We start from the raw sequence: 19157 nt of genomic DNA, 5'->3' as shown, positions 1-19157 counted from the left end.
CCTTTCGATCACCCCAGGTCATCGAGCCCCAACTGCGCATTGGTCTTCCCAAACCGCCGCACCCTACCAGCATAGTCCTTCACAGCCTCGTCGAACCGATCGGCCCCGAACTCCGGCCACGCCGCGTCGCTGATGAACAACTCGGCGTAGCTGACCTGCCACAGCAGGTAGTTGCTCAGCCGCCGCTCTCCCGCGGTGCGGATGAGCAGGTCGGGGTCGGGCATGCCGGCGGTGTACAACTCGCCAGCGAACGCCTCCTGGTCGATGTCGGCCGGGTCGAGTTCGCCGGCGGCCACCTTCGCGGCCAGGGCCCGGGCGGCGTCGACGATCTCGTCTCGGCCGCCGTAGTTGAGCGCCAGGGTCAGGTTGGCCCGCGTCGCCCGCTCGGTGATCCGCTCGACCTTCTCGATGGCCTCGCGGACCTCGCCCGGCAGGCCCTCACGCCGACCGATGACACGCAGGCGGATGCCCTCCTCGGCCAGCCGGTCGGCCTCGCCGTCGAGGTAGGCCACGCACAGCAGCATGAGCTGGGAGACCTCGTCCTGCGGCCGCTTCCAGTTCTCGCTCGAGAAGGCGTACAGCGTCAGGTGGGTCACGCCGAGCTCGCCCGCACGCTCGACCACGTCGCGCACGCGGACGGCCCCCTCACGGTGGCCCCAGATGCGCGGCAGGCCCTGGGCCTCGGCCCACCGGCCGTTGCCGTCCATGATGATCGCGACGTGCTTGGGCACGCGCTGCGGATCGATCCCGAGCGCGAGAGCGGCGTTCTGGGTAGCCGTCTGGCTCGCGGTGCTGCTCATCGGCCTGCTACGCCTTCGGAAAGGTTCAGGATCGTCTGGTCCCGATCGGGCCCCACGCCAACGAACGCTACCGGCACGCCGATGGCCTGCTCGACGCGATGGATTAACGCCCGGGCCTCGGGCGGGAGGTCGCCCACGTTCCGGCAGCCGGTGACGTCCTGACCAAAGCCCGGTAAGGTCTCGTAGATCGGCGTGGCCCGAGCGAGGTCGGCCGCGTCGGGCAGGAAGCGGTCGGTCTTCATGCCATCCACGTCGTAGGCCGAGCACACCTTGATCTCGTCCAGGCCGCTGAGCACGTCGAGCATGGTCATGGCCACATGGGTCACGCCGTTGACCATCGCCGAGTAGCGAAGGGCGACCAGGTCGAGCCAGCCGATGCGTCGCGGGCGGCCGGTGGTGGTGCCATACTCGCCGCCGCGATCCCGGATGCCGTTGGCGATGTCGCCGTCGATCTCGGTGGGCATGGGGCCGAGGCCGACACGGGTGGTGTAGGCCTTCATCACGCCCACCAGGCCGGCCAGCTTGCCGCTAGGCACGCCGCTGCCGGCGGGGATGCCCAGGGCCGAGCAGTTCGAACTGGTGACGTAGGGGTACGTGCCGTGGTCGATGTCCAGCAGCGTGGCGTTGCCGCCCTCGAACAGCACGCGTCCGCCTGCGGCCAGGGTCTCGTGCAGCAGGTACGTCGTGTCGGCCACGTTGGGGCGCAATCGCTCGGCGATGGGCGCGAGCTCGTCGAGGATGGCCTTGGCGTCCATCGGTTCTTCGCCGGCCGCCACGATGGCGCGGTTGTGCATGCTTACCGCGAGCCGGACGCGGTCGCTCAGGATCGATCCGCCTCGGACAAGGTCGCCCATGCGCACGGCCGTCATGCGCATCGACTTCTCGGCGTAGGTGGGTCCGATGCCTCGCTTGGTGGTGCCGATGGCCGTGGTGCTGCCGCCCTCGGCCCGCGCGAGCTCTTCCATCGCCTCTTCGAGGCGCGCGTCCATGGCCTTGTGGTAGGGCATCACCACGTGTGCCCGGCTGCTGACGACCAGGGCCGCCGTGTCGATGCCGCGGGCCTCGAGCGCGTCGAGTTCCTTGACCAACTGGAAGGGGTCGACCACCGCGCCATTGCCGATAACCGCCTTGGTGCCCTTGTGCAGGATGCCCGAAGGCACCAGGTGCAGCGCGTACTTCTGGCCGCCGACCACGATGGTGTGGCCGGCGTTGGCCCCACCGTTGTACCGGGCCACCGCGTCGAAGCCCGGGGCCAGCAGGTCGACGTACTTGCCCTTGCCCTCGTCGCCCCATTGCAATCCGACCACGGCGGCCGCCCGGCCGGTCGGGCAGAGCGCGTGAGCCACGGCCTGGGAGGTGGCGGGTGATTCGGTCGAAATAGGGGTTTGTCCTGTCATGCTGCTCCGAGCGAGCCGGTGTTTGGCCACGCCCGATTGAAGCCCGGGCGGGAACGGGCCGATAGCCCCTGGGGCAGAACCATATGTATGGGGCGGGCACGAATGGCAGACAAGGACAATGGCATCCACATGATGTGCCCGAACCTGACCTGCCGGAAGGTCCTGGCGGTCCCCACGTCGGCACGTGGCAAGACCGTGCGGTGTAAGGCGTGCGCGACGGCCATCCGAGTGCCCCAAGCCAAGACCCAGGAAGACGGCCCGAACCCTCGAAAGTCGGCCTGAGCCGCCGGCATCGATTTAGAGCTTGGGCGCTTCCTCATCGTCGTCATCGAAATCGAAGTCCGAGAACATGTCGCTGTCATCGGGATCCTTATCGTCCACCAGCGAGCCCTGGCCGACCTGCTTGCTGGTCTGCGGCTGGCTCCTTGGCTGATCGAGTTCGCTGGGGGTGCCCTGCTCAATGGCCGCATCGTTGTCGATGCTGGCCGGCTCGCCGTCGATGCGGAGGACCATGAACGCCGGCCCGACCTTCATCACGTCGCCGGCGGCCATCTCGGCCTCTTCGATCAAGAGGCCGTTGATGTAGGTGCCGTTGCTCGAGCCCAGGTCTTCGACCGAGAGCCCGCCGTTCGCGTTGGGTTCCACGCGGCAATGCTCGCGGGACACTTCCGCGACCGGGACGCGCAGGTCGCAGTCTTCTTCACGCCCGATGATGCGGGCCCGCGAGACCGCGAAGGCCCGCTGCTCGCCGTCCGAAGTCACAAGAACGAGTTCGATCGACACGGCGTACACTCCCGCTTCTAGCGACTTTCCCGGCCCATGCGCGGGCCCGGAGCGATTCCCACCGGCCCGGCACCGGGCCAACATCGGGTGGCAATGTGGACACTACCCCCATCACCATCGCTGGGCAACGCGGGGGCGCAGCCCATCCGCTGGAATCATTGCACCCCGATCGCTCGGGTGCCGCACCCGTCCAGGCCCTGTACATCCACGTCCCGTTCTGCTTTCACAAGTGCCACTACTGCGATTTCTATAGCTTGGTGGACACCCGTGACCGGCAAGAGCCCTTCACCGACCGCCTGATCGCCGAACTTGCCCACCTCGCCCCGTTCGCCGGCCCGCTCACAAGCATCTTCGTCGGCGGCGGCACCCCGACGCTGCTACGGCCCAACCTCTGGCGGCGGCTGCTGGCCACACTCCACGAGCACTACAAGATCTCGGATGCCGAATTCACCGTCGAGTGCAATCCTGAGACGGCCACCCCCGAGTTGTTCGCCGTCCTGGCCGCGGGTGGGGTCAACCGGATCAGCATCGGCGCGCAGTCGTTCAACCCCAAGCACCTGAAGACGCTGGAGCGTTGGCACGACCCGGACAACGTTGGCCGCGCGATCGAACTGGCACGCGGCGCCGGCATCGCACGCCAATCGGTGGACCTGATCTTCGCCGTCCCGGGCCAAACCCCCGCCGAGTGGCAGGACGACCTCGATCGGGCGGTGATGTTCGGCGTGGAACACATGAGTTGTTATTCGCTGACCTACGAGCCCAACACCGCCATGACCGCGCGCATGAACCGCGGCGACTTCGAGCCGGCCGATGAGGACCTCGAGGCCGACATGCTGCTCATGATCCTCGATACGCTGCGCGCCAACGGCTACGACCGCTACGAGGTGAGCAACTATGCCAGGCCCGGGGCAGAGTGCCGGCACAACCTGGCCTACTGGCGGCAGGACCAGTGGCTGGCCGCGGGCCCCTCGGCGAGCGGGCACATGGCGGGCTGGCGTTGGAAGAACGTGCCGCGTTTGGACAGCTACCTCGGCGCGCCCGATGCGATCGGCCTGCCTCCGGCGATCGACCTCGAAGAACCCGACACGAGGCGCGCTCTGGCCGAACGGATCATGACCGGGTTGCGATTGCGCGAGGGCATCGACGCTGTTGATCTGCCCGATCGGCTGCATGACGAGGCGCATCGCCAGCGGGCCCTGGGCCACCTCGTGATCGCTGGCGACCGCTGGCGGCTGACCGACGCCGGCATGATGCTGGCCGACGGGATTGCGGGCGAGTTCATGGGGCTCGTTTAGCCGGATGCGCCCGCAACGGGCTTGGCGAGACCCACGCGCTTGAGCGTGGCCAAGAAGTCCCGGGGCAGCGGCGCGCGGGCGTCGACTTGTTGGCCGGTCATCGGGTGCTTGAAGGCCAGCCGGTGGGCGTGCAGCATCATGCGGCTGGCGGCGTCGGCGACCGTGGGGTTGGCGTAAAGGTCGTCGCCCAATATTGCGCAGCCGATGGACGCGAGGTGCACCCGGACCTGGTGCAGGCGTCCGGTGATGGCCCGGCACTCGAGCAGCGCGGCGGCGGGATTCTGCTCGACGAGCCGGTACGCCGTCAGGGCGGGCTTGCCGCTGCTGGCGATGCGGGCCAGCTTCATGTTCTTCATTTCTTCGAGGATGGGGCGGTTGATCGTGCCGGCGGGCAGCTTGGCTGGAGCGCGGCGGGTGATGGCATAATAGAACTTGGCCAGCTCGCGTTTGCGGAAGAGGTCGGCCAGGGCGTCGTAGCTCTCGGGCGACAGGGCCACCAGCAGCAACCCGCTGGTGGGCTTGTCGAGGCGGTGCATCATGCCAAACTCGCGGGACTTGCCCACGTTCTGGAGCTTGGCACCGTACCTGGCGAACAGCCCGTTGAGCAGCGTATCGTCGGCGTGGGCCTTGCCGGGCACGGTGGCCAAGCGTGCCTTCTTTTCGACGACCAGCAAATGCTCGTCCTCGAATTGCACCTTGAAGTTGATGCGTTCGTTGGGCTCGACGGTCAGGTTCATAGGTCACCAATCCTCTTTCGGACTGGCATCGTGGTCGATGTACCACCGGGTATGGCCACCGATCAGTTCGGGCACGGGCGCCAGCTCGCCCGCGGCCACCCTTTGCAGCGCGGGCCGCACCGCCTTGCCGACCGCCAGCACGCCCATGAATCGGCTACCCGAGAGCATCCGGTGGGTGAGCGTCACGGCGTTGTCGGGCAGGCGGACCACCAGCCGTTCGCTCTCGGCGGCGTGCTCTGGATCGAGCCTGCCAGCGACACCTGTGGAGTCCAGCGCGAGTACGGCCATATCCAGCCGGTCGTGGCCGCTGGGCCGAGCCCCCAGCGTGCTCTGGAGCGTTCTCTCGTATTCGTCGTCGGCGGCCGGGCGAAAGGCCGAGATGCCGTGGACGTGCTCGCGCGGGATGCCCGAGTGGCCGATGATCATGTCTCGCAGCAACCCGTACACGCTGGCCGGTTGGTCGTGGGCCACGGGGGCCTCGTCGACGGTCCAGACGTGGGTGTCGCGCCAGGGCAGCATTCGGTATGCCGGGTCGGTCATCAGCTCCCGGCAGAGCCGTTCGAGTGTTTTCAGTTTGGGCCCGCCCGAAACCGCCAGATGGAAGCTGCCGAACTCTCGGATGCAGGCGTTCGCCTGGAGGGTCATGTCTTGCGCCAGAGCGGCCAAGGCGTCCTCGCGAGTGGGCCCGAAGGCCACCGTATCGCGCAGTGGCGGGGGCTGGGGCTCGGCTTCGAGTTCGATGGGCGGGAGGTCCACGGCGGCATTGTCGCCTGCCCGGACCCATAAAGCCAGACTGGCCGGCTCCCAAGTCACGCCCGCAACCTCGGGGCTGTAGACTGGTACGACACCCGGCACTCGGGGAGGGTGCCCGCGCGGCCGCACGACACCGACCGCCCTGGGCACGAGGAGCATCGCAGAATCATGGCATCGGACACATCACGATTGGTCCTTCGGCCGCATGGCTGGCAGGGCAAGACCCACACACTGGACGGCCGCGAGGTCACCATCGGCCGCCACCCCGCCAACACGGTGCGGCTTTCCGATGAGAAGGCCAGCCGCCACCACTGCGCCATCCGCCCCGATGCCACCGGCCGGTACCTGGCTGTCGACCTGGAATCTCGAAACGGCACGCGTGTCAACGAGGTGAAGGTCCAGCAGACGTACCTCGACGAGGGTGATGTTGTTCGCGTGGGCGGTCACGAGTTTCTCGTCGAGTTGGTGGCCATGGATGCCGACGGGGGCGGTTCCGACTCGGGCGACTCGGCCACCATGACCGCCACGCGCACCAGCCGCAAGAAGAAGGAATCGGGAACCTCGGCCGCCAAAGCGACCTGGGCCAGGGAGATCCGCCGGACCATCGAGAACCTGCCGCCCGCGGGCAAGCTGGTCGACGACGTGACCATTTTGAACGCTTCGGGCGAGCGCACCGGTGCGCTCGATGGCGAGAGCCCCGGGCCGGTGGCCGTCCGTCTGCTGCTGGCCAGCGCGGACAAGAGCCGGGCGACGGACATCCACGTCGAGCCGCGGGGCGAGACGTACCAGGCCCGCTTGCGCGTCGATGGACAGATGGTTCCGCTCGCCGAGATGCCCGGCAGCGTGGGAACCCTGGCCTGCAACCTGATCAAGACGGCGTGCGAGATGGAAGTCGCCGGGAAGCAGGCCATCCATGACGGGACGATGTCGGCGTTGTTCGTGGTCGACGGCGACGAACGGCGGGTGGAGTATCGCATCAGCTTCACACCGGCCGTGGGCGGGCAGAAGCTGGTGATGCGTGTGCTCGACGGGCGGGGCGTGCCGCAGTCGGTAAGCGACCTCGGGCTGGCGCCGTACATGGTCCCGCGCATCCGAAAAGTGCTGACCAAGGACGCGGGCATGCTGCTGGTGTGCGGCCCGACGGGCAGCGGCAAGACCACGACGCTGCACAACTGCGTGCGCGAGATCGACCGCGAACGCAAGAACGTCATCACGATCGAAGACCCCGTGGAGTACAAGCTCTCGGGCGTCACCCAGATCCCTGTGGACGATCGCCAGGGGCTTGGTTTTAGTGGACTCCTGCGGAGCGTGCTGCGCCAGGATCCCGACGTGATCCTGGTGGGCGAGGTCCGCGACGACGAGACGGCGCGCACCGCGATGCAGGCGGCCATGACCGGGCACCTGGTGTTCTCGACCGTCCACGCCAAGGACACGGTTGCCGCGGTGTTCCGCTTGCTGGACCTTGGTGTCGAGCCCTACCTGGTGGCCAACGCGTTGGACCTGATCCTCGCGCAACGGCTCGTGCGCGTGTTATGCACCAGTTGCCGGCGCGAGGTTCCCCTGAGCCCGGGGGAGGCGAGCAAGCTTGGGGCAACCCTGAGCAAGCACTCTGGCGCATCCAATAAGGCCAACCACGTGTATACCCCAACCGGTTGCGCGCAATGCCTGAGAACGGGCTTCATAGGCCGCCGGGCGATCTTCGAGTTGCTCGAATTCAACGACGCGCTGCGCGACATCGTGCTCAAAGAACCAAGCATCCAGGCCATAAAGAAGGTCATCGAGGCGGACTTGTTTACGACACTGCGCACCTTCGGACTACGCCTTGCGGCACAAGGGATTACCAGCCTCGAAGAAGTGAACCAGGTGGCTGGTGGAGAATGACCCCCTCGAATGAGGGGGGGGCTCATTCTGCAATCTGAGTCGGTTGTCCCGATCGCCCAGTTCCAAACGCCTTGGCCGCAGAATTCGCTAGCCAAAACACAACTTGGGTTTGTATTTTGTGGCGATTTGCGTCGATCCCTTTCAGGTCGAATCGTTGAAAGGGAATGGATGCGTTATGTGGCGAGCTTCAACACAATTAGCGTCAGCGGGCGCGAATGCCGCGGGAATGACAGCGGGCCAGGCGATATTCGTCGGTCTTGCTGGCGGTGCGGTCACCATGGCCGTCACTCGGGGCGTGCCAAGGCAGTCCCAGGCCGAACCGGCTAGCGGGCCCATACCGACAATCGAGGCCGAAGAGCCGAACAGAGAACTTGCCCTGCCAGATGATGGATGGTCCCATCAGATCGAACCGAGCGACTCGCTACAGCCCAGCCTGTTGGCCACGCCGAACGCGCGAAGGGGTGAAGCTCGTGATTTCGAGGCATCGCTGAGTCTGCCGCAACCCGATCCGATGGAAGATTGGTTGAGCCTCGAAGCCGCTGCGCTCGCGCTCCAGCCCGGGCCCTCGGGGCGAACTCGCCAACAAGACCGCCAAGTTCCCGGTTTGCCAACCGCGCCGTTGTCCGCGTCTGGGATCGCGGCTCGAGCGGGCGGGGTGACGCCCGCCGCCGTACCCGCTGATCGGCAGACGCGCAGCAGTGGATCGAATGACAGCGGTCGCCCCATGCCCACGATGCAGGAGTCTGCGTCCGCATCTCCAGCGAGCGCGTCGGGTGGAACGTCGGTGCCATCGGTGACCGTGAACATCGTGAATCCAGTTGGCAAGGGCGATGAGAACGATGATGCGGACGAGGAAGAAGAAACCGACGCGCAATCGACCAAAACCAGTCGGCAGGAGCTGATCGCGATCGCACGGGCCGAGGGGGTCCGCGGCGCCCCGGGCACCCGGGGCGATCAGGGAGAACGGGGAGATCGGGGCGAACGGGGTGAACAGGGTGCTGCCGGAGCCACAGGCAGCGCGGGACCAGCCGGCCGGCCTGGCGAACGGGGCGCGCGGGGGGCGCAGGGCGCGCAAGGATCTCGCGGCCTCTCGGGACTGAACGGACGGCCCGGCGAGCCCGGACCGCGCGGCGAACAAGGGCCCCCCGGCCCGCAGGGCGAAGCCGGGCGCGACGGACCCCAAGGGCCACGCGGTTTCGCCGGATTGCGCGGCCTTCAGGGTCCGACCGGAGAAACCGGCGCCATCGGGGAGACGGGGCCAGAGGGGCTGATGGGTCCGGCTGGGCCAGCAGGGCCAATCGGACCACAGGGTGCAGCTGGCACTGACGGCGAGACCGGACCGGCGGGGGCAGACGGAGCAATTGGGCCGCAAGGGCCAACAGGACCCATGGGGCCAGCCGGCGCGGTTGGTGCCGATGGAGCGACCGGACCGCAGGGACCGATCGGCCCAATGGGACCAACCGGAGTCGATGGTGTAGACGGAGCCACGGGACCACAGGGCCCGACAGGACCAGCAGGTGCGGACGGAGCGGATGGAGCGACGGGACCACAAGGGCCAGTTGGACCGATGGGATCGGCGGGCGCGGATGGGGCCGACGGAGCGACCGGGCCGCAAGGACCGACCGGACCAGCCGGCGCGGATGGGGCCGATGGTGCCACCGGACCGCAGGGGCCGATTGGTCCGATGGGGCCAGCGGGCGCGGATGGAATTGACGGCGCGACCGGGCCGCAAGGACCGGCAGGACCGGCGGGTGCGGCTGGAGCCGACGGAGCAACCGGGCCGCAAGGGCCCGCCGGGCCGACCGGACCCGCGGGCGCGGATGGATTAGACGGCGCCACGGGGCCGCAAGGGCCGGCGGGTCCCACCGGGCCCCAAGGACCAGCGGGGCCGACCGGACCACAAGGACCGGCCGGCTCTTCGCCTTGGACGCAGACCACGACCAAGACAACCATCACCGGCCAGGTCGGGATCAACGTGGCCTCGCCCGCCGAAGCACTGGAAGTCTCGGGCTCGATCGTGCTCGACGGGGTTCTCGACAACACGAGTGGCGTGGGCCTGGACGTGCGGCTCAGCGGCACGAGCGCCCTGTCACTCATCGAAGACGCCGTGTGCCCCTCGATCATCATCGGGCACGTTGACAACGCCATTCTCGACGCCGCCGCTGGCGTTTCGATCGGTGGTGGCGGTGCGTCGCTCGCGGCCAACGTGGTCTACGACGACTACGGCGTCATCGGTGGCGGGCTCAATAACATCCTGGGCACGAACGATGGCGACCCCACCACCACCGTTGGTGCGGTCATCGCGGGCGGAGACTCGAACGTCGCCGCGGCGGCGTACAGCAGCATCGGCGGGGGGCAATTGAACACGATCCTGTCGACGGCCGTCGGTGCGAGCATCCCCGGTGGTGTGCTGAACACGGTTTCGGCTCCATACTCGCTCGCGGCTGGCGTGCGTGCGAAGGCGTTGCACACCGGGTCGTTCGTATGGGGCGACTCACAAGCCGCCGATCTTTCGACCACACAGGACAACCAGTTTATTGTTCGGGCCGAAGGCGGCATCTGGCTGGGCGACGACAGCGCGGTTTCGTTCCCGCTCGGCTCCCTTCTGGCCACCTCGAGTGGCGGATATCTGACCGCGCTTGGTCTCTGGATCAGCGTGAGCGATCGCGACAAGAAGACCGACTTCGAGGAGTTCGACAAGCAGGATTTGCTCGAGAAGGTCGCCGATTTGTCCGTGACGACCTGGATGTACAAGGACGACGAGACCGGCTCGCGCCACATCGGCCCGGTGGCCCAGGACTTCTATCACGCCTTCGGCGTCGGGCCCGACGAGCGGCACGTGGCGGCAACGGACCTCTCGGGTGTGTCGCTGGCGGCGATCCAGGCGCTCTACGAGCGTGTGACGGCGCTGGAGGCAGAGGTCGTTTCCCTGCGGGCGCAGGTCGAATCGAAGGACCGACCCGCCCGACCGCGGGCAGTGGAGGTCATCGCACCAGGTCCTTGATCCGCTCGCGCAACGCCGGGAGCACGTCACGCTCGAACCACGCGTGCTTGGCCAGCCATCGGTTGTTGCGTGGCGAGGGGTGCGGCAGCACGATCATCTCGGGCAAGAGCTCCGCCCACCCGCCAACGGCTTCGGTCAGGGTGCCGTAGCGGTCCCCGATCTTGTGCTCGAAGGCGTAGCGGCCGATGAGGATGGTCAGGTCGACCCTCTTGAGCGAGGCCAGCAGCGGCTCGTGCCATGCTTGGGCGCATTCTGGTCTTGGCGGCAGATCCCCGCCGTTGCCCGAGCCCGGATAGCAGAAGCCCATCGGTGCCAGGGCGATGCGTTTGGGGTCATAGAAGGTCTGGTCGTCGACGCCGAGCCACTCGCGCAATCGCTGGCCGCTGCGGTCGTCCCAGGGGACGCCGCTGGCGTGCGCGACCGAGCCGGGGGCCTGGCCGATGACCAGCACGCGCGAGCTTGGCGCTGCTTGCAGTAACGGTCGAGGCCCGAGGGGCAGGTGCTCGGCGCAGATCGTGCAGCTCCGGATGTCGTCTAAGAGAACCTTGAGCCTCATGGCAACCCCCACGAGTGTACGAGCCAAAGCCCCGCCCGCGCTCTCACGCGGGTGGGGAGCAACGGGGGAGGGCTTACTTGCTTGTTGCGTTCTCCCAGAACGCGTCGGCCTTCGAGCGGGCCTCTCGCTCATCGGCGTCCTGCCAGAGCTGGCGTGCGTCGACCTCGTCGTTCTTCAGGAACAGATGGGTGCGCCCGTCGATGACCTCGAAGCTGGTCGGGTCGGGCACGAACTTCGAGTCGACCGAGCAGCCGAAGGCGCAGTAGCCGCCGTAGGCCGGCAGGTAGCGATCGGGATCGGCCTTAAACGCCTTGACCTGCTTGGTGTCGGTGAAGAAGTAGGTCACGCCCTGGTGCTCGGCTCGGTGCAGGGGTGAGCCGGGCTCGGCGCGGTGGCGTGCCAGGTACGACACCGGGCTGTAGCCGCTCACGCCCAGGCGGATGGTGTAGGCGGTCACGGCCTCGGGCTTGTTGGCTTCCTGGCTCTCGGAGGGCTGCCCGGCGATGCTGATGCCAGCGGCACCGGCGCCAGCGGCCAGAACGATCGAAGCGACAGAGAACATGCGATTCATGTGCGATCTCCTCGCGGCGCGGCCCATACAACAGCCGCCACCGCAATCATGGTTCAAGTACAAACTCGGAAGATGAGAGATGGGCGCGCACCGTGTGCGCGGGGGCCTCGGAGATCGTTAGAAGAGCGAGAGGCCCGTGCCGTTCAGCTCTGCCTGGGAGGCATCCCGGCGGTCGCATCGCGGCGAGTGCTCGATGGTGAGGGAGAGGCTCATCGTGGGCTGGTGAACCCTCGGTGCGGAATCGCTGTTCCCGCATCGTGACAATTTTCTTGCCGGCCCGCCAACGTGCCGATAGCCAAGACGAGCACCCGACAGGAACCGCCCATGCCCGCCACCACCGCCCAAGCCGACTATCGCGCTATATACGACGCCGTCATCGCCGAAAACCGGGGCTACCACAGCGCCCAGGGCTCGCCGGGGTATCAGGCGTGCCTGATGCACGCCGATCGCCTGCGCGGCCTCCGGGGGCGTTCGCTCGACGTGGGGTGCGGCGCGGGCTTCGTGGTCTTTCTGCTCGGCTCACCGACGTTTGGCTTCGAAGCCCACGGGGTTGACGTGAGCGAGGAGGGTGTGGACCGCGCGAGAAAGATCACGCCCGCCGGGCGCGTGGAGGTCATGAGGCCGGGTGAGATTCCACACTCCGATGGTTCGTTCGATCTCGTGACATGCTTCGACGTGCTTGAGCACCTCGACGAGCCGGACATCCGTGTCCTGCGAGACGAGCTTTGCCGCGTGCTGGTGCCTGGCGGCCTGCTGTTCTGCTCGGCAAGTTGCCGCGAGTCCGCATCTGTGGATCACAACGGCGAGAATCTGCACCGCACGATCCAACCGCCGGTCTGGTGGGCGGAGGTGTTCGAGCCCGATGAGTATCTGGCTCGACGATCGACGGAGGACGTGCTGATGTGGTGGACCAAGGCCTAGTTCTTACCCATCTTCCACGGCTTAGTCGTTTTCTGGGCCCATTGGAGCATTCGGGCGGGATCGGGCCGGGAATGGTCACGAAATCCGAGCGTGTGCTGTATACTGCCTTTGGGTCAACTGGCTCGACTCGTGAGGGGGCTGCGATGCGCGGTATCGGACGTGGGTGGTGTGTGGCGTGGTTCTTTGTAGCGGCGTTCGCGATGGTGCTGGGTTTGGGCCAGCGCGCCAACGCCCAGGCTGAGCCATGGCTCGAGTTCGGCCAGCACGAATGGGGCGTTCGGTTACACAGCGAGACCAAGACCGTGCTGGGCTCGCCGTTTCCACAGCAGCTCCAGATCTGGTATCCGGCGACCGCGCAGGGCGAAGGCACGCCGGCCGCGACGGAGGGCGGGCCGTACCCGGTCATCTTCTTCCAGCACGCGGGCGGGTCGGATTACACGTTTTACGACTATCAGTTCTCGCGTCTTGCCAGCCGGGGGATGATCGTGGTGTCGATCCGCCACGACCACACGGGGTGCTCGGGGGCGTGCCATCGCGAGTTGTACAACGTCACGATGGACCAGATGTTCCAGGAATGGAACACCGACCCCGGCCACTGGCTGTACCAGCGCGCCGACGTGCAACGCATCGGGCTTGGCGGGCACTCGCATGGTGCGGCCTTCGGGGCGATGCTCGACCATCGCCCGATGAACCCGACCGGCCGGTACGACATCGACACCGTGTTCCTGATCGCACCGTGCCCGATCGCGCAGGGCGTGCCCATATCGGAGTATCTCGACGCCTACGAGAACATGCCGCCGCTGCAACTTATCTATGGCTCCAAGGACGAGTGCGGCTGCACGGGCACGGGCCAGGGCATCGCGATGTACGAGCCGGCCAGCAAGCCCAGGCACTACGCGTACGTGCTTGGTGCCAGCCATTGGTCGTTCTGCGAGGGCGGCTCGGTGTCGCACGCGACGATCTCACGCCTGGACGCCTGGCGGGCGTCCGGGGCGGCGCTGGCAGCGTTCCACTCGTACATGCTGTGCGGCGACGAGAGCGCGTTGCCGTATCTCCGCAACGAGCAGCCGCTCGTCGTCGGCGGGCCCGAGGTGCGGTACCAGTTCCAGGAGCCCGACGACTTCGCGATCGACAACTTCGAGGACTCGAACAGCACGACGATCGACCAGGGTGTTGCCATCGCGGGCATCCCCGGGCAAACCTACGTCAACGGGTTCCTCGGTGACACGTTCGTCGTTGTTGAGTCGGGCGTGCAACTGGTGCGCAACCAGATCCAGGACCTCTTGCCCCTGGGGGGCGGGCCGTACGACGTGCTGTTCTACGAGGATGACGCGCTCGCGGCCGACGCGTACATCGAGGCGGTCGCCCGCGAGCAGGCCGCGGGGCTGTTCGACACGCTGGTCAGCACGGCGAGCGCCACGCACTTCGAGAGCCAGTTGCGAGCGGGGCCGTGGGACCTGGTGATCTCGGCGCAGCAGAACGGCAGTCGGTCGGCGACCCACCCGTACGACCAGGAGCTCGCCGATTATGTCTGCGGCGGGGGCAAGGCGATCATCGCCGACTTCCGTGTCGATTCGTCCACGGCCAACGCCACCCTGGCGTGCGCCGGCGCGCCGTTCGATGGCACGACCAATTGGTCGATGCTGCGGTCGACCAGCATGCTATTCGAAGGCACGCTCGGCATGCGGAACCCCGGCTGGGGCATCTGGACGTATGGGCTCGAACCAGCCAATGGGTCGGTCGTGTACGCCGAGAACGAGCTCACCGTCATGGGTGAGATCCACAACGAGACCACGAGCACGCTGGGATTCGAGGTGACATCCAGCGGGATGGTCACGTTCGAGGAGGCGTTCATGCTCGACGCCGTACGCGGGCTCTATCACCCGACGTGGGGGCTCGAGTTCGCGTGGGCCCGGCTCGGTGCGGAGTTCACGCACGCGCTCACCGAACCGGGTGGCGTGGGATTCGACGCCCGCGGCTGGAGCGACCTGACCTTTCGGATCCTCCAGGTCCACAATGATCCGCTAAACCCCACCGGCCAGGCCAAGAACCTGACGATTCGCATCACCGACACCGACGGCAACACCGCCCGTCGGCGGCTTTCCGATGCCGTGCAGGGGTCGCTGCGGCCTTCGGCCCCGCCGGCCGCCACGGTCGACCGCAAGTCGGTGCTGGAGACCTACCGCTTCCCGCTCGGCGCGTTCGTGGATGCCAACCCATCGCTCGATCTTGGCAGGCTCGAATCGATCTCGTTCGTATGCGATCAGTCGCCGACCGGGCGATGCTTCATCGACGACATCGCCCTGGCGGTGCCGATCCGCTGCCTGGCCGACCTTGACGGCGATGGCTCGCTGACGGTGTTCGATTTCCTGGTGTTCCAGAACCTGTTTGCCAACAGTGACCCGGCCGCCGACTTTGACGGCGACGGCACGCTGACGTTCTTCGATTTCCTCGCATTCCAGGATGCGTTCGCGACCGGGTGCCTGTAGCCGGCGTGGGATCGGATGAGGGCAATGGAGCGGAGGCGACTCGAACGCCCAACTTCCAGCTTGCAAAGCTGGCACTCTACCAATTGAGTTACCGCCCCAGAACGGTTCGCGCTAATTGCAGCCAACCTATCACCACAATGGCTCGACCGATCGGTATTGACTCTATGCCCAGGGATCAGCCATGGCCAAAAGCTCCTAACGACTGCCACGCCTTTCGTTAACCGAAAATCGTGGCACTAGCTGGCATATTTCTTTTCGCGACCCAAACGCGGGCATGCCTCGGAAACAGTGATTTGGCATGGCGAGCGAAGCTGAGGCACAGATCCTCTACCACCAGTGGGCGGTATCACACCTCAACGCCAAACCCCATCAGCTACAGAGCACGCTAGCAGGGGAACCCCGCGGACTACATCATCTGCCAAGGCCACAGCAACGAAGGGGTCCCTCATTGCCGTCGCCTCTGATCTACTTCAGAGTTTGGATAGCAGATCCCGACGCCCCGGGAAAGCTGATCTGCCGGTCTCAGGAACCAAACGCGATGTGCTGGCTATCGGGTCGGTCCAGGGCATCGAGATACTCACTGCGGTTGAGGCTTGGAAGCGGGTCGAGCCGCATCACTGAACAAGTCGCTCTCTTCGAATAAACAACCGTATGCGTGCGCCATCATGCCGAGGTTCCAGATCACCTAAGGGTCAATGCACAATGGCCCCTGTTGTCGCACACTGTACTGGCACAGGATTGATGATAGGAATATCCACACAACTTCAACATTTTGCAGCCGCCATTAAAATGAGGGACAATTCCCTGTTCCTCCATATCTCACAGCCGTGAGACAATGTACTTGGTACGCGTCGCTTCAGTTCCTGACTAACGCCGAGGGCTTTTATCACGATCACCTCTGATCTTGATCCCAAATAGTGATGTCCCCAATCGGAGGAAGCCGTGAATATACTGCTGCTATCGCCTCAGACTCCAGACACGTTCTGGAGCTTTAGCCACATCATGCCCCTGCTCGGCAAGAAGGCGGCGTTCCCACCGCTCGGCCTGTTGACTGTCGCAGCAATGCTGCCCCGCGACTGGCATCTGCGCCTGATCGATCTCAATGTGTCACCACTCTCCGACGCCGACCTCGCTTGGGCGGACGCGGTTTTTCTTTCTGCGATGATCGTGCAGGAGCCTTCGGCCCGGGAAGTGATTGACCGGGCCAACGCAATGGGCGTCCCGGTCGTTGCCGGCGGGCCGCTCTTCACAACCGGATCGGAGCGTTTCCCAGAAGTCGCCAGTTGCGTCATTGGCGAGGCCGAGGACATCATCGCTTCCTTGGTTGCGGATCTTGCCGAAGGTTCGCTCCAGGCTCGATACGAAGCTCCGGAGCGGCCTGATATCTCGAAGACGCCATTGCCTCGATGGGATCTGATCAATGTACATGACTATGCAACGCTCAGCGTGCAGTTCTCACGTGGGTGTCCCTTCGATTGCGAATTCTGCGACATCACCGCAGTCTACGGCCGCGTGCCCCGGGTCAAATCGCCCGGGCAGATGATCCAAGAACTTGAGGCGGTGCTCGCGACCGGGTGGCGGGGCTCGGTGTTCATCGTTGATGACAACTTCATCGGAAACAAAAAGAGAGCCAAGGCTTTGCTGCGTGCGATGATCCAGTGGCGATCCGAGCAGCGCGTCTCGATGACTTTTACCACCGAGGCTTCGATGAACCTTGTCGATGATTCCGAGTTGTTGGGCCTAATGGTCCGTGCCGGATTCAAATACGTGTTTGTTGGCATCGAATCCCCCCAGGAAGCAAGCCTCACCGAGTGCAATAAGGTCCAAAACACCAAACGAGACTTGATCAGTGCAGTTCGAACAATCCAGCACTCGGGCATCGAGGTTATGGGCGGCTTCATTGTCGGGTTCGACAGCGATACCGAGAATATCTTTGAGCAGCAGCGCACGTTCATCCAAGAAGCTGGGGTCGTCACGGCTATGGTTGGCATGCTAACCGCGCTACCTGGTACACGCTTGTTCACGCGTCTAACCGCCGAGGGCCGAATGATCCGCCAGAGCACTGGCAACAACCTAGACGCGGTCTTGAACTTTACGCCATGCCTCGATCGCGACAACCTGACCGAGGGCTATCGCCGATTGGTCACTGATCTGTACCAACCACGAACCTATTACCGGCGAATCCAGACATTCCTGCAACAATATCGGCCACAGAGCACGGCAGGCACGCTCCAACGGGAGGATCTTCTCGCCTTCCTGCGAGGGACTTGGATCCTTGGTGTTCGCCAATCCGGGCGTTGGGCATTCTGGAGGCTATTGGGGTACACGATTCTAGCCCATCGCCGCGCGTTCCCCCACACAATGGAACTTGCGATTCGGGGCATTCACTTCAGGGCGGTGGCAGCTCGAATCTAGATCGGTTCGAGGGCACTGACTACCAAGCCCGGCACTGGTCTTGGTAAGACGAAGGTGCATTCTACTTTACACAACTAGCACTATGACTTGGAGGGTTCGGTCCTGCTTCACCCTCGCTGCCAAGCAAGGCTGGTTTGCTGTGCACTCCGCCGTTCGGTCAAGTGACCAAGAGGCCGGTATGACAACAGGCCTACGCGATCGGATCGAGGATATTTCCCCATTGAACATCGGCATGATCTACGCCATTGTTATGGGTGCCGTGAGTGAGAAGAGCGCATCACACAGGATTTGGCGGTCATGCGACAGGAGGTAGTTCAATGGCCCTGGCAACGATGAGGACCGACGCACAGATCAAGACCGACGTGCTCAACGAGTTGGAGTGGGATTCGCGTGTCGACGAGACCGAGGTGGGCGTCCAGGTGAAAGACGGAGTGGTGACCCTGGCCGGGCATGTGCCCGCGTACACGAAGAAGCTGGCAGCTATCCAGGCCGCCCATCGTGTACACGCTGTGCTCGACGTGGTCAGTGAGTTGGAAGTCAAGTCTCCAGCTTTCTGGAAACGGTCGGACCAAGACGTTGCAAAGGCCGTACGCCACGCGCTCCAGTTGGACGTGCTAGTCCCCGAACAGCGGATCACTTCGACGATCACTGACGGCGTAGTCGCTCTGCGGGGGAAAGTCGACAGTTGGGCACAGCGGCAGGACGCCGAGGGTGCCATCCACAGGCTGGCGGGCATCAAGGGCGTGATCAATCAGATTACGGTAGAACCCAAGGTAGGAGATGCCACGACGATTAAGCATAAAATCGAGGAAGCCCTAGAGCGGCAGGCAGAGCGAGAGGCCAAGCGCGTCAGTGTAAAGGTGAACGACGGCGTGGTACTCCTGACCGGTACCGTCCGTTCTTGGGGTGAACGGCGCGCTATCGAAGGTGCCGCAGGTTTTGCGAGTGGTGTGCGACGCATCGACAATCGTACAACGGTTGATCCATGCAGCTGATCGCGTCACATTACCTTGTCCTGATAGCCCATCATTACTTGCAAGCGTGAAAGGAATCTGATCATGGCACTGAGCCTATGGAAGCATCGCGATACGGCCAACGGTTCGCTCGGGCGACTGCGTGACGAGATTGATCACACCTTTGGTAGACTCATGGCCGATCCCCTCGACCTCATCGAGCCCAAGCTCCTGCGAGAGAACGGCTGGATCCCACCGCTAGATATCAGCGAGTCGGATGCCGAGTTCACCGTCCGTGCAGAGGTGCCCGGGATCACCTGCGAGGACTTGGACGTCTCCGTCACCGGTCACACGTTGGCTATTTCCGGGGAAAAGGAAGAGATCGACGAGAAGAAGGGGGAGAACTTCTACCGCAGCGAGCGACGGTTCGGTTCGTTCCGCCGCGTGATCGATCTACCTGCTGGTGTCGATGCCGATCGCGTCAGCGCCGATGTTGACAGCGGTGTGCTGACCGTTCGTGTCCCGAAACAGCCTGGCGCCAAGCGTCAGCAGGTCGAGATCAAGGACGCCAACCGCAAGGACAAGGTAGCAACCTGAAGCGG

Annotated in this window: 16 protein-coding genes, 1 tRNA gene and 1 pseudogene; 10 read left to right on the top strand and 8 right to left on the bottom strand. The window is 65.1% G+C overall.

Translation table 11 applies throughout. The features are described from left to right. Positions 1-8: 8 nt before the first annotated feature. On the bottom strand, positions 9-800 hold the full coding sequence (locus NCW75_02860; GenBank protein ID UYV13232.1) for an isoprenyl transferase: 792 nt from the start codon (positions 798-800) through the stop codon (positions 9-11). After that, complete coding sequence (locus NCW75_02855; GenBank protein ID UYV13231.1) at positions 797-2197, bottom strand: adenylosuccinate synthase; 1401 nt, start codon at positions 2195-2197, stop codon at positions 797-799. Before NCW75_02855 ends, NCW75_02860 begins: the two co-directional genes overlap by 4 nt. Before the next feature lie 102 nt (positions 2198-2299). Between NCW75_02855 and NCW75_02850 the strand changes: the two genes are divergently transcribed. Beyond that, complete coding sequence (locus NCW75_02850) at positions 2300-2479, top strand: hypothetical protein (protein UYV13230.1); 180 nt, start codon at positions 2300-2302, stop codon at positions 2477-2479. Positions 2480-2494: 15 nt separating this feature from the next. On the opposite strand, the gene NCW75_02845 is transcribed toward NCW75_02850, so the two are convergent. Next, on the bottom strand, positions 2495-2980 hold the full coding sequence (locus tag NCW75_02845; GenBank protein ID UYV13229.1) for an FHA domain-containing protein: 486 nt from the start codon (positions 2978-2980) through the stop codon (positions 2495-2497). A gap of 95 nt (positions 2981-3075) precedes the next feature. Between NCW75_02845 and hemW the strand changes: the two genes are divergently transcribed. Continuing rightward, on the top strand, positions 3076-4275 hold the full coding sequence (hemW, locus tag NCW75_02840; protein ID UYV13228.1) for a radical SAM family heme chaperone HemW: 1200 nt from the start codon (positions 3076-3078) through the stop codon (positions 4273-4275). On the opposite strand, the gene NCW75_02835 is transcribed toward hemW, so the two are convergent. Both NCW75_02835 and NCW75_02830 read right to left on the bottom strand, forming a co-directional pair. Continuing rightward, on the bottom strand, positions 4272-5012 hold the full coding sequence (locus tag NCW75_02835; GenBank protein UYV13227.1) for an RluA family pseudouridine synthase: 741 nt from the start codon (positions 5010-5012) through the stop codon (positions 4272-4274). The two genes, hemW and NCW75_02835, sit on opposite strands and share 4 nt — an antisense overlap. Positions 5013-5015: 3 nt before the next feature. Further along, on the bottom strand, positions 5016-5768 hold the full coding sequence (locus NCW75_02830) for a 6-phosphogluconolactonase (GenBank protein UYV13226.1): 753 nt from the start codon (positions 5766-5768) through the stop codon (positions 5016-5018). 165 nt (positions 5769-5933) lie between these two features. Here NCW75_02830 and tadA point away from each other — a divergent pair, with 165 nt between their 5' ends. The 3 genes and pseudogenes from tadA to NCW75_02815 all read left to right on the top strand — a co-directional run bounded on the left by tadA (position 5934) and on the right by NCW75_02815 (position 10650). Continuing rightward, entirely contained in the window at positions 5934-7646 is a 1713-nt protein-coding gene (tadA, locus tag NCW75_02825) for a Flp pilus assembly complex ATPase component TadA (GenBank protein ID UYV13225.1), read from the top strand. 1768 nt (positions 7647-9414) lie between these two features. Further along, positions 9415-9543, top strand: a pseudogene (locus NCW75_02820) (collagen-like protein). Between the two features lie 78 nt (positions 9544-9621). Further along, positions 9622-10650 carry a tail fiber domain-containing protein gene (locus tag NCW75_02815; protein ID UYV14217.1) on the top strand — a complete coding sequence of 343 codons (1029 nt, stop codon included), beginning with the start codon at positions 9622-9624 and terminating at the stop codon, positions 10648-10650. Here NCW75_02815 and NCW75_02810 read toward each other — a convergent pair. Continuing rightward, the gene (locus NCW75_02810) at positions 10631-11206 is read right to left on the bottom strand and encodes a uracil-DNA glycosylase family protein (GenBank protein ID UYV13224.1); all 576 of its coding nucleotides are present in this window, start codon (positions 11204-11206) and stop codon (positions 10631-10633) included. The genes NCW75_02815 and NCW75_02810 overlap by 20 nt on opposite strands. A gap of 73 nt (positions 11207-11279) precedes the next feature. Further along, positions 11280-11777 (bottom strand): hypothetical protein, encoded by a 498-nt coding sequence (locus NCW75_02805; protein ID UYV13223.1) that lies wholly within the window; start codon positions 11775-11777, stop codon positions 11280-11282. Positions 11778-12101: 324 nt separating this feature from the next. On the opposite strand from NCW75_02805, the gene NCW75_02800 reads away from it, so the two are divergent. Together NCW75_02800 and NCW75_02795 are read left to right on the top strand one after the other, a co-directional pair. Continuing rightward, a complete protein-coding gene (locus NCW75_02800) occupies positions 12102-12698 on the top strand; it encodes a class I SAM-dependent methyltransferase (protein UYV13222.1) in 597 nt (198 codons plus the stop codon). Between the two features lie 143 nt (positions 12699-12841). Further along, entirely contained in the window at positions 12842-15187 is a 2346-nt protein-coding gene (locus tag NCW75_02795) for a hypothetical protein (GenBank protein ID UYV13221.1), read from the top strand. A 25-nt stretch (positions 15188-15212) separates the two neighbouring features. Here NCW75_02795 and NCW75_02790 read toward each other — a convergent pair. Further along, positions 15213-15285 (bottom strand) — tRNA-Ala (locus NCW75_02790). A gap of 904 nt (positions 15286-16189) precedes the next feature. Here NCW75_02790 and NCW75_02785 point away from each other — a divergent pair. The 3 genes from NCW75_02785 to NCW75_02775 all read left to right on the top strand — a co-directional run bounded on the left by NCW75_02785 (position 16190) and on the right by NCW75_02775 (position 19152). Continuing rightward, a complete protein-coding gene (locus tag NCW75_02785; protein UYV13220.1) occupies positions 16190-17602 on the top strand; it encodes a DUF4070 domain-containing protein in 1413 nt (470 codons plus the stop codon). Between the two features lie 317 nt (positions 17603-17919). Further along, complete coding sequence (locus NCW75_02780; GenBank protein UYV13219.1) at positions 17920-18597, top strand: BON domain-containing protein; 678 nt, start codon at positions 17920-17922, stop codon at positions 18595-18597. A 63-nt stretch (positions 18598-18660) separates the two neighbouring features. Then, positions 18661-19152, top strand: a complete 492-nt coding sequence (locus NCW75_02775; GenBank protein ID UYV13218.1) for an Hsp20/alpha crystallin family protein — start codon at positions 18661-18663, stop codon at positions 19150-19152. The last annotated feature ends 5 nt before the right edge of the window (positions 19153-19157 follow it).

It is taken from the genome of Phycisphaera sp. (assembly GCA_025916675.1).
Lineage (GTDB): Bacteria > Planctomycetota > Phycisphaerae > Phycisphaerales > UBA1924 > JAHCJI01.
This window is presented reverse-complemented; position numbering and strand designations above follow the sequence as displayed.

What these genes read in the sequence shown, in the direction of transcription:
- NCW75_02860 (UYV13232.1), bottom strand. Translation starts at nt 800, where the DNA reads ATGAGCAGCACCGCGAGCCAGACGGCTACCCAGAACGCCGCTCTCGCG.
- NCW75_02855 (UYV13231.1), bottom strand. Translation starts at nt 2,197, where the DNA reads ATGACAGGACAAACCCCTATTTCGACCGAATCACCCGCCACCTCCCAG.
- NCW75_02850 (UYV13230.1), top strand. Translation starts at nt 2,300, where the DNA reads ATGGCAGACAAGGACAATGGCATCCACATGATGTGCCCGAACCTGACC.
- NCW75_02835 (UYV13227.1), bottom strand. Translation starts at nt 5,012, where the DNA reads ATGAACCTGACCGTCGAGCCCAACGAACGCATCAACTTCAAGGTGCAA.
- tadA (UYV13225.1), top strand. Translation starts at nt 5,934, where the DNA reads ATGGCATCGGACACATCACGATTGGTCCTTCGGCCGCATGGCTGGCAG.
- NCW75_02810 (UYV13224.1), bottom strand. Translation starts at nt 11,206, where the DNA reads ATGAGGCTCAAGGTTCTCTTAGACGACATCCGGAGCTGCACGATCTGC.
- NCW75_02805 (UYV13223.1), bottom strand. Translation starts at nt 11,777, where the DNA reads ATGAATCGCATGTTCTCTGTCGCTTCGATCGTTCTGGCCGCTGGCGCC.
- NCW75_02800 (UYV13222.1), top strand. Translation starts at nt 12,102, where the DNA reads ATGCCCGCCACCACCGCCCAAGCCGACTATCGCGCTATATACGACGCC.
- NCW75_02795 (UYV13221.1), top strand. Translation starts at nt 12,842, where the DNA reads ATGCGCGGTATCGGACGTGGGTGGTGTGTGGCGTGGTTCTTTGTAGCG.
- NCW75_02785 (UYV13220.1), top strand. Translation starts at nt 16,190, where the DNA reads ATGCCCCTGCTCGGCAAGAAGGCGGCGTTCCCACCGCTCGGCCTGTTG.
- NCW75_02780 (UYV13219.1), top strand. Translation starts at nt 17,920, where the DNA reads ATGGCCCTGGCAACGATGAGGACCGACGCACAGATCAAGACCGACGTG.
- NCW75_02775 (UYV13218.1), top strand. Translation starts at nt 18,661, where the DNA reads ATGGCACTGAGCCTATGGAAGCATCGCGATACGGCCAACGGTTCGCTC.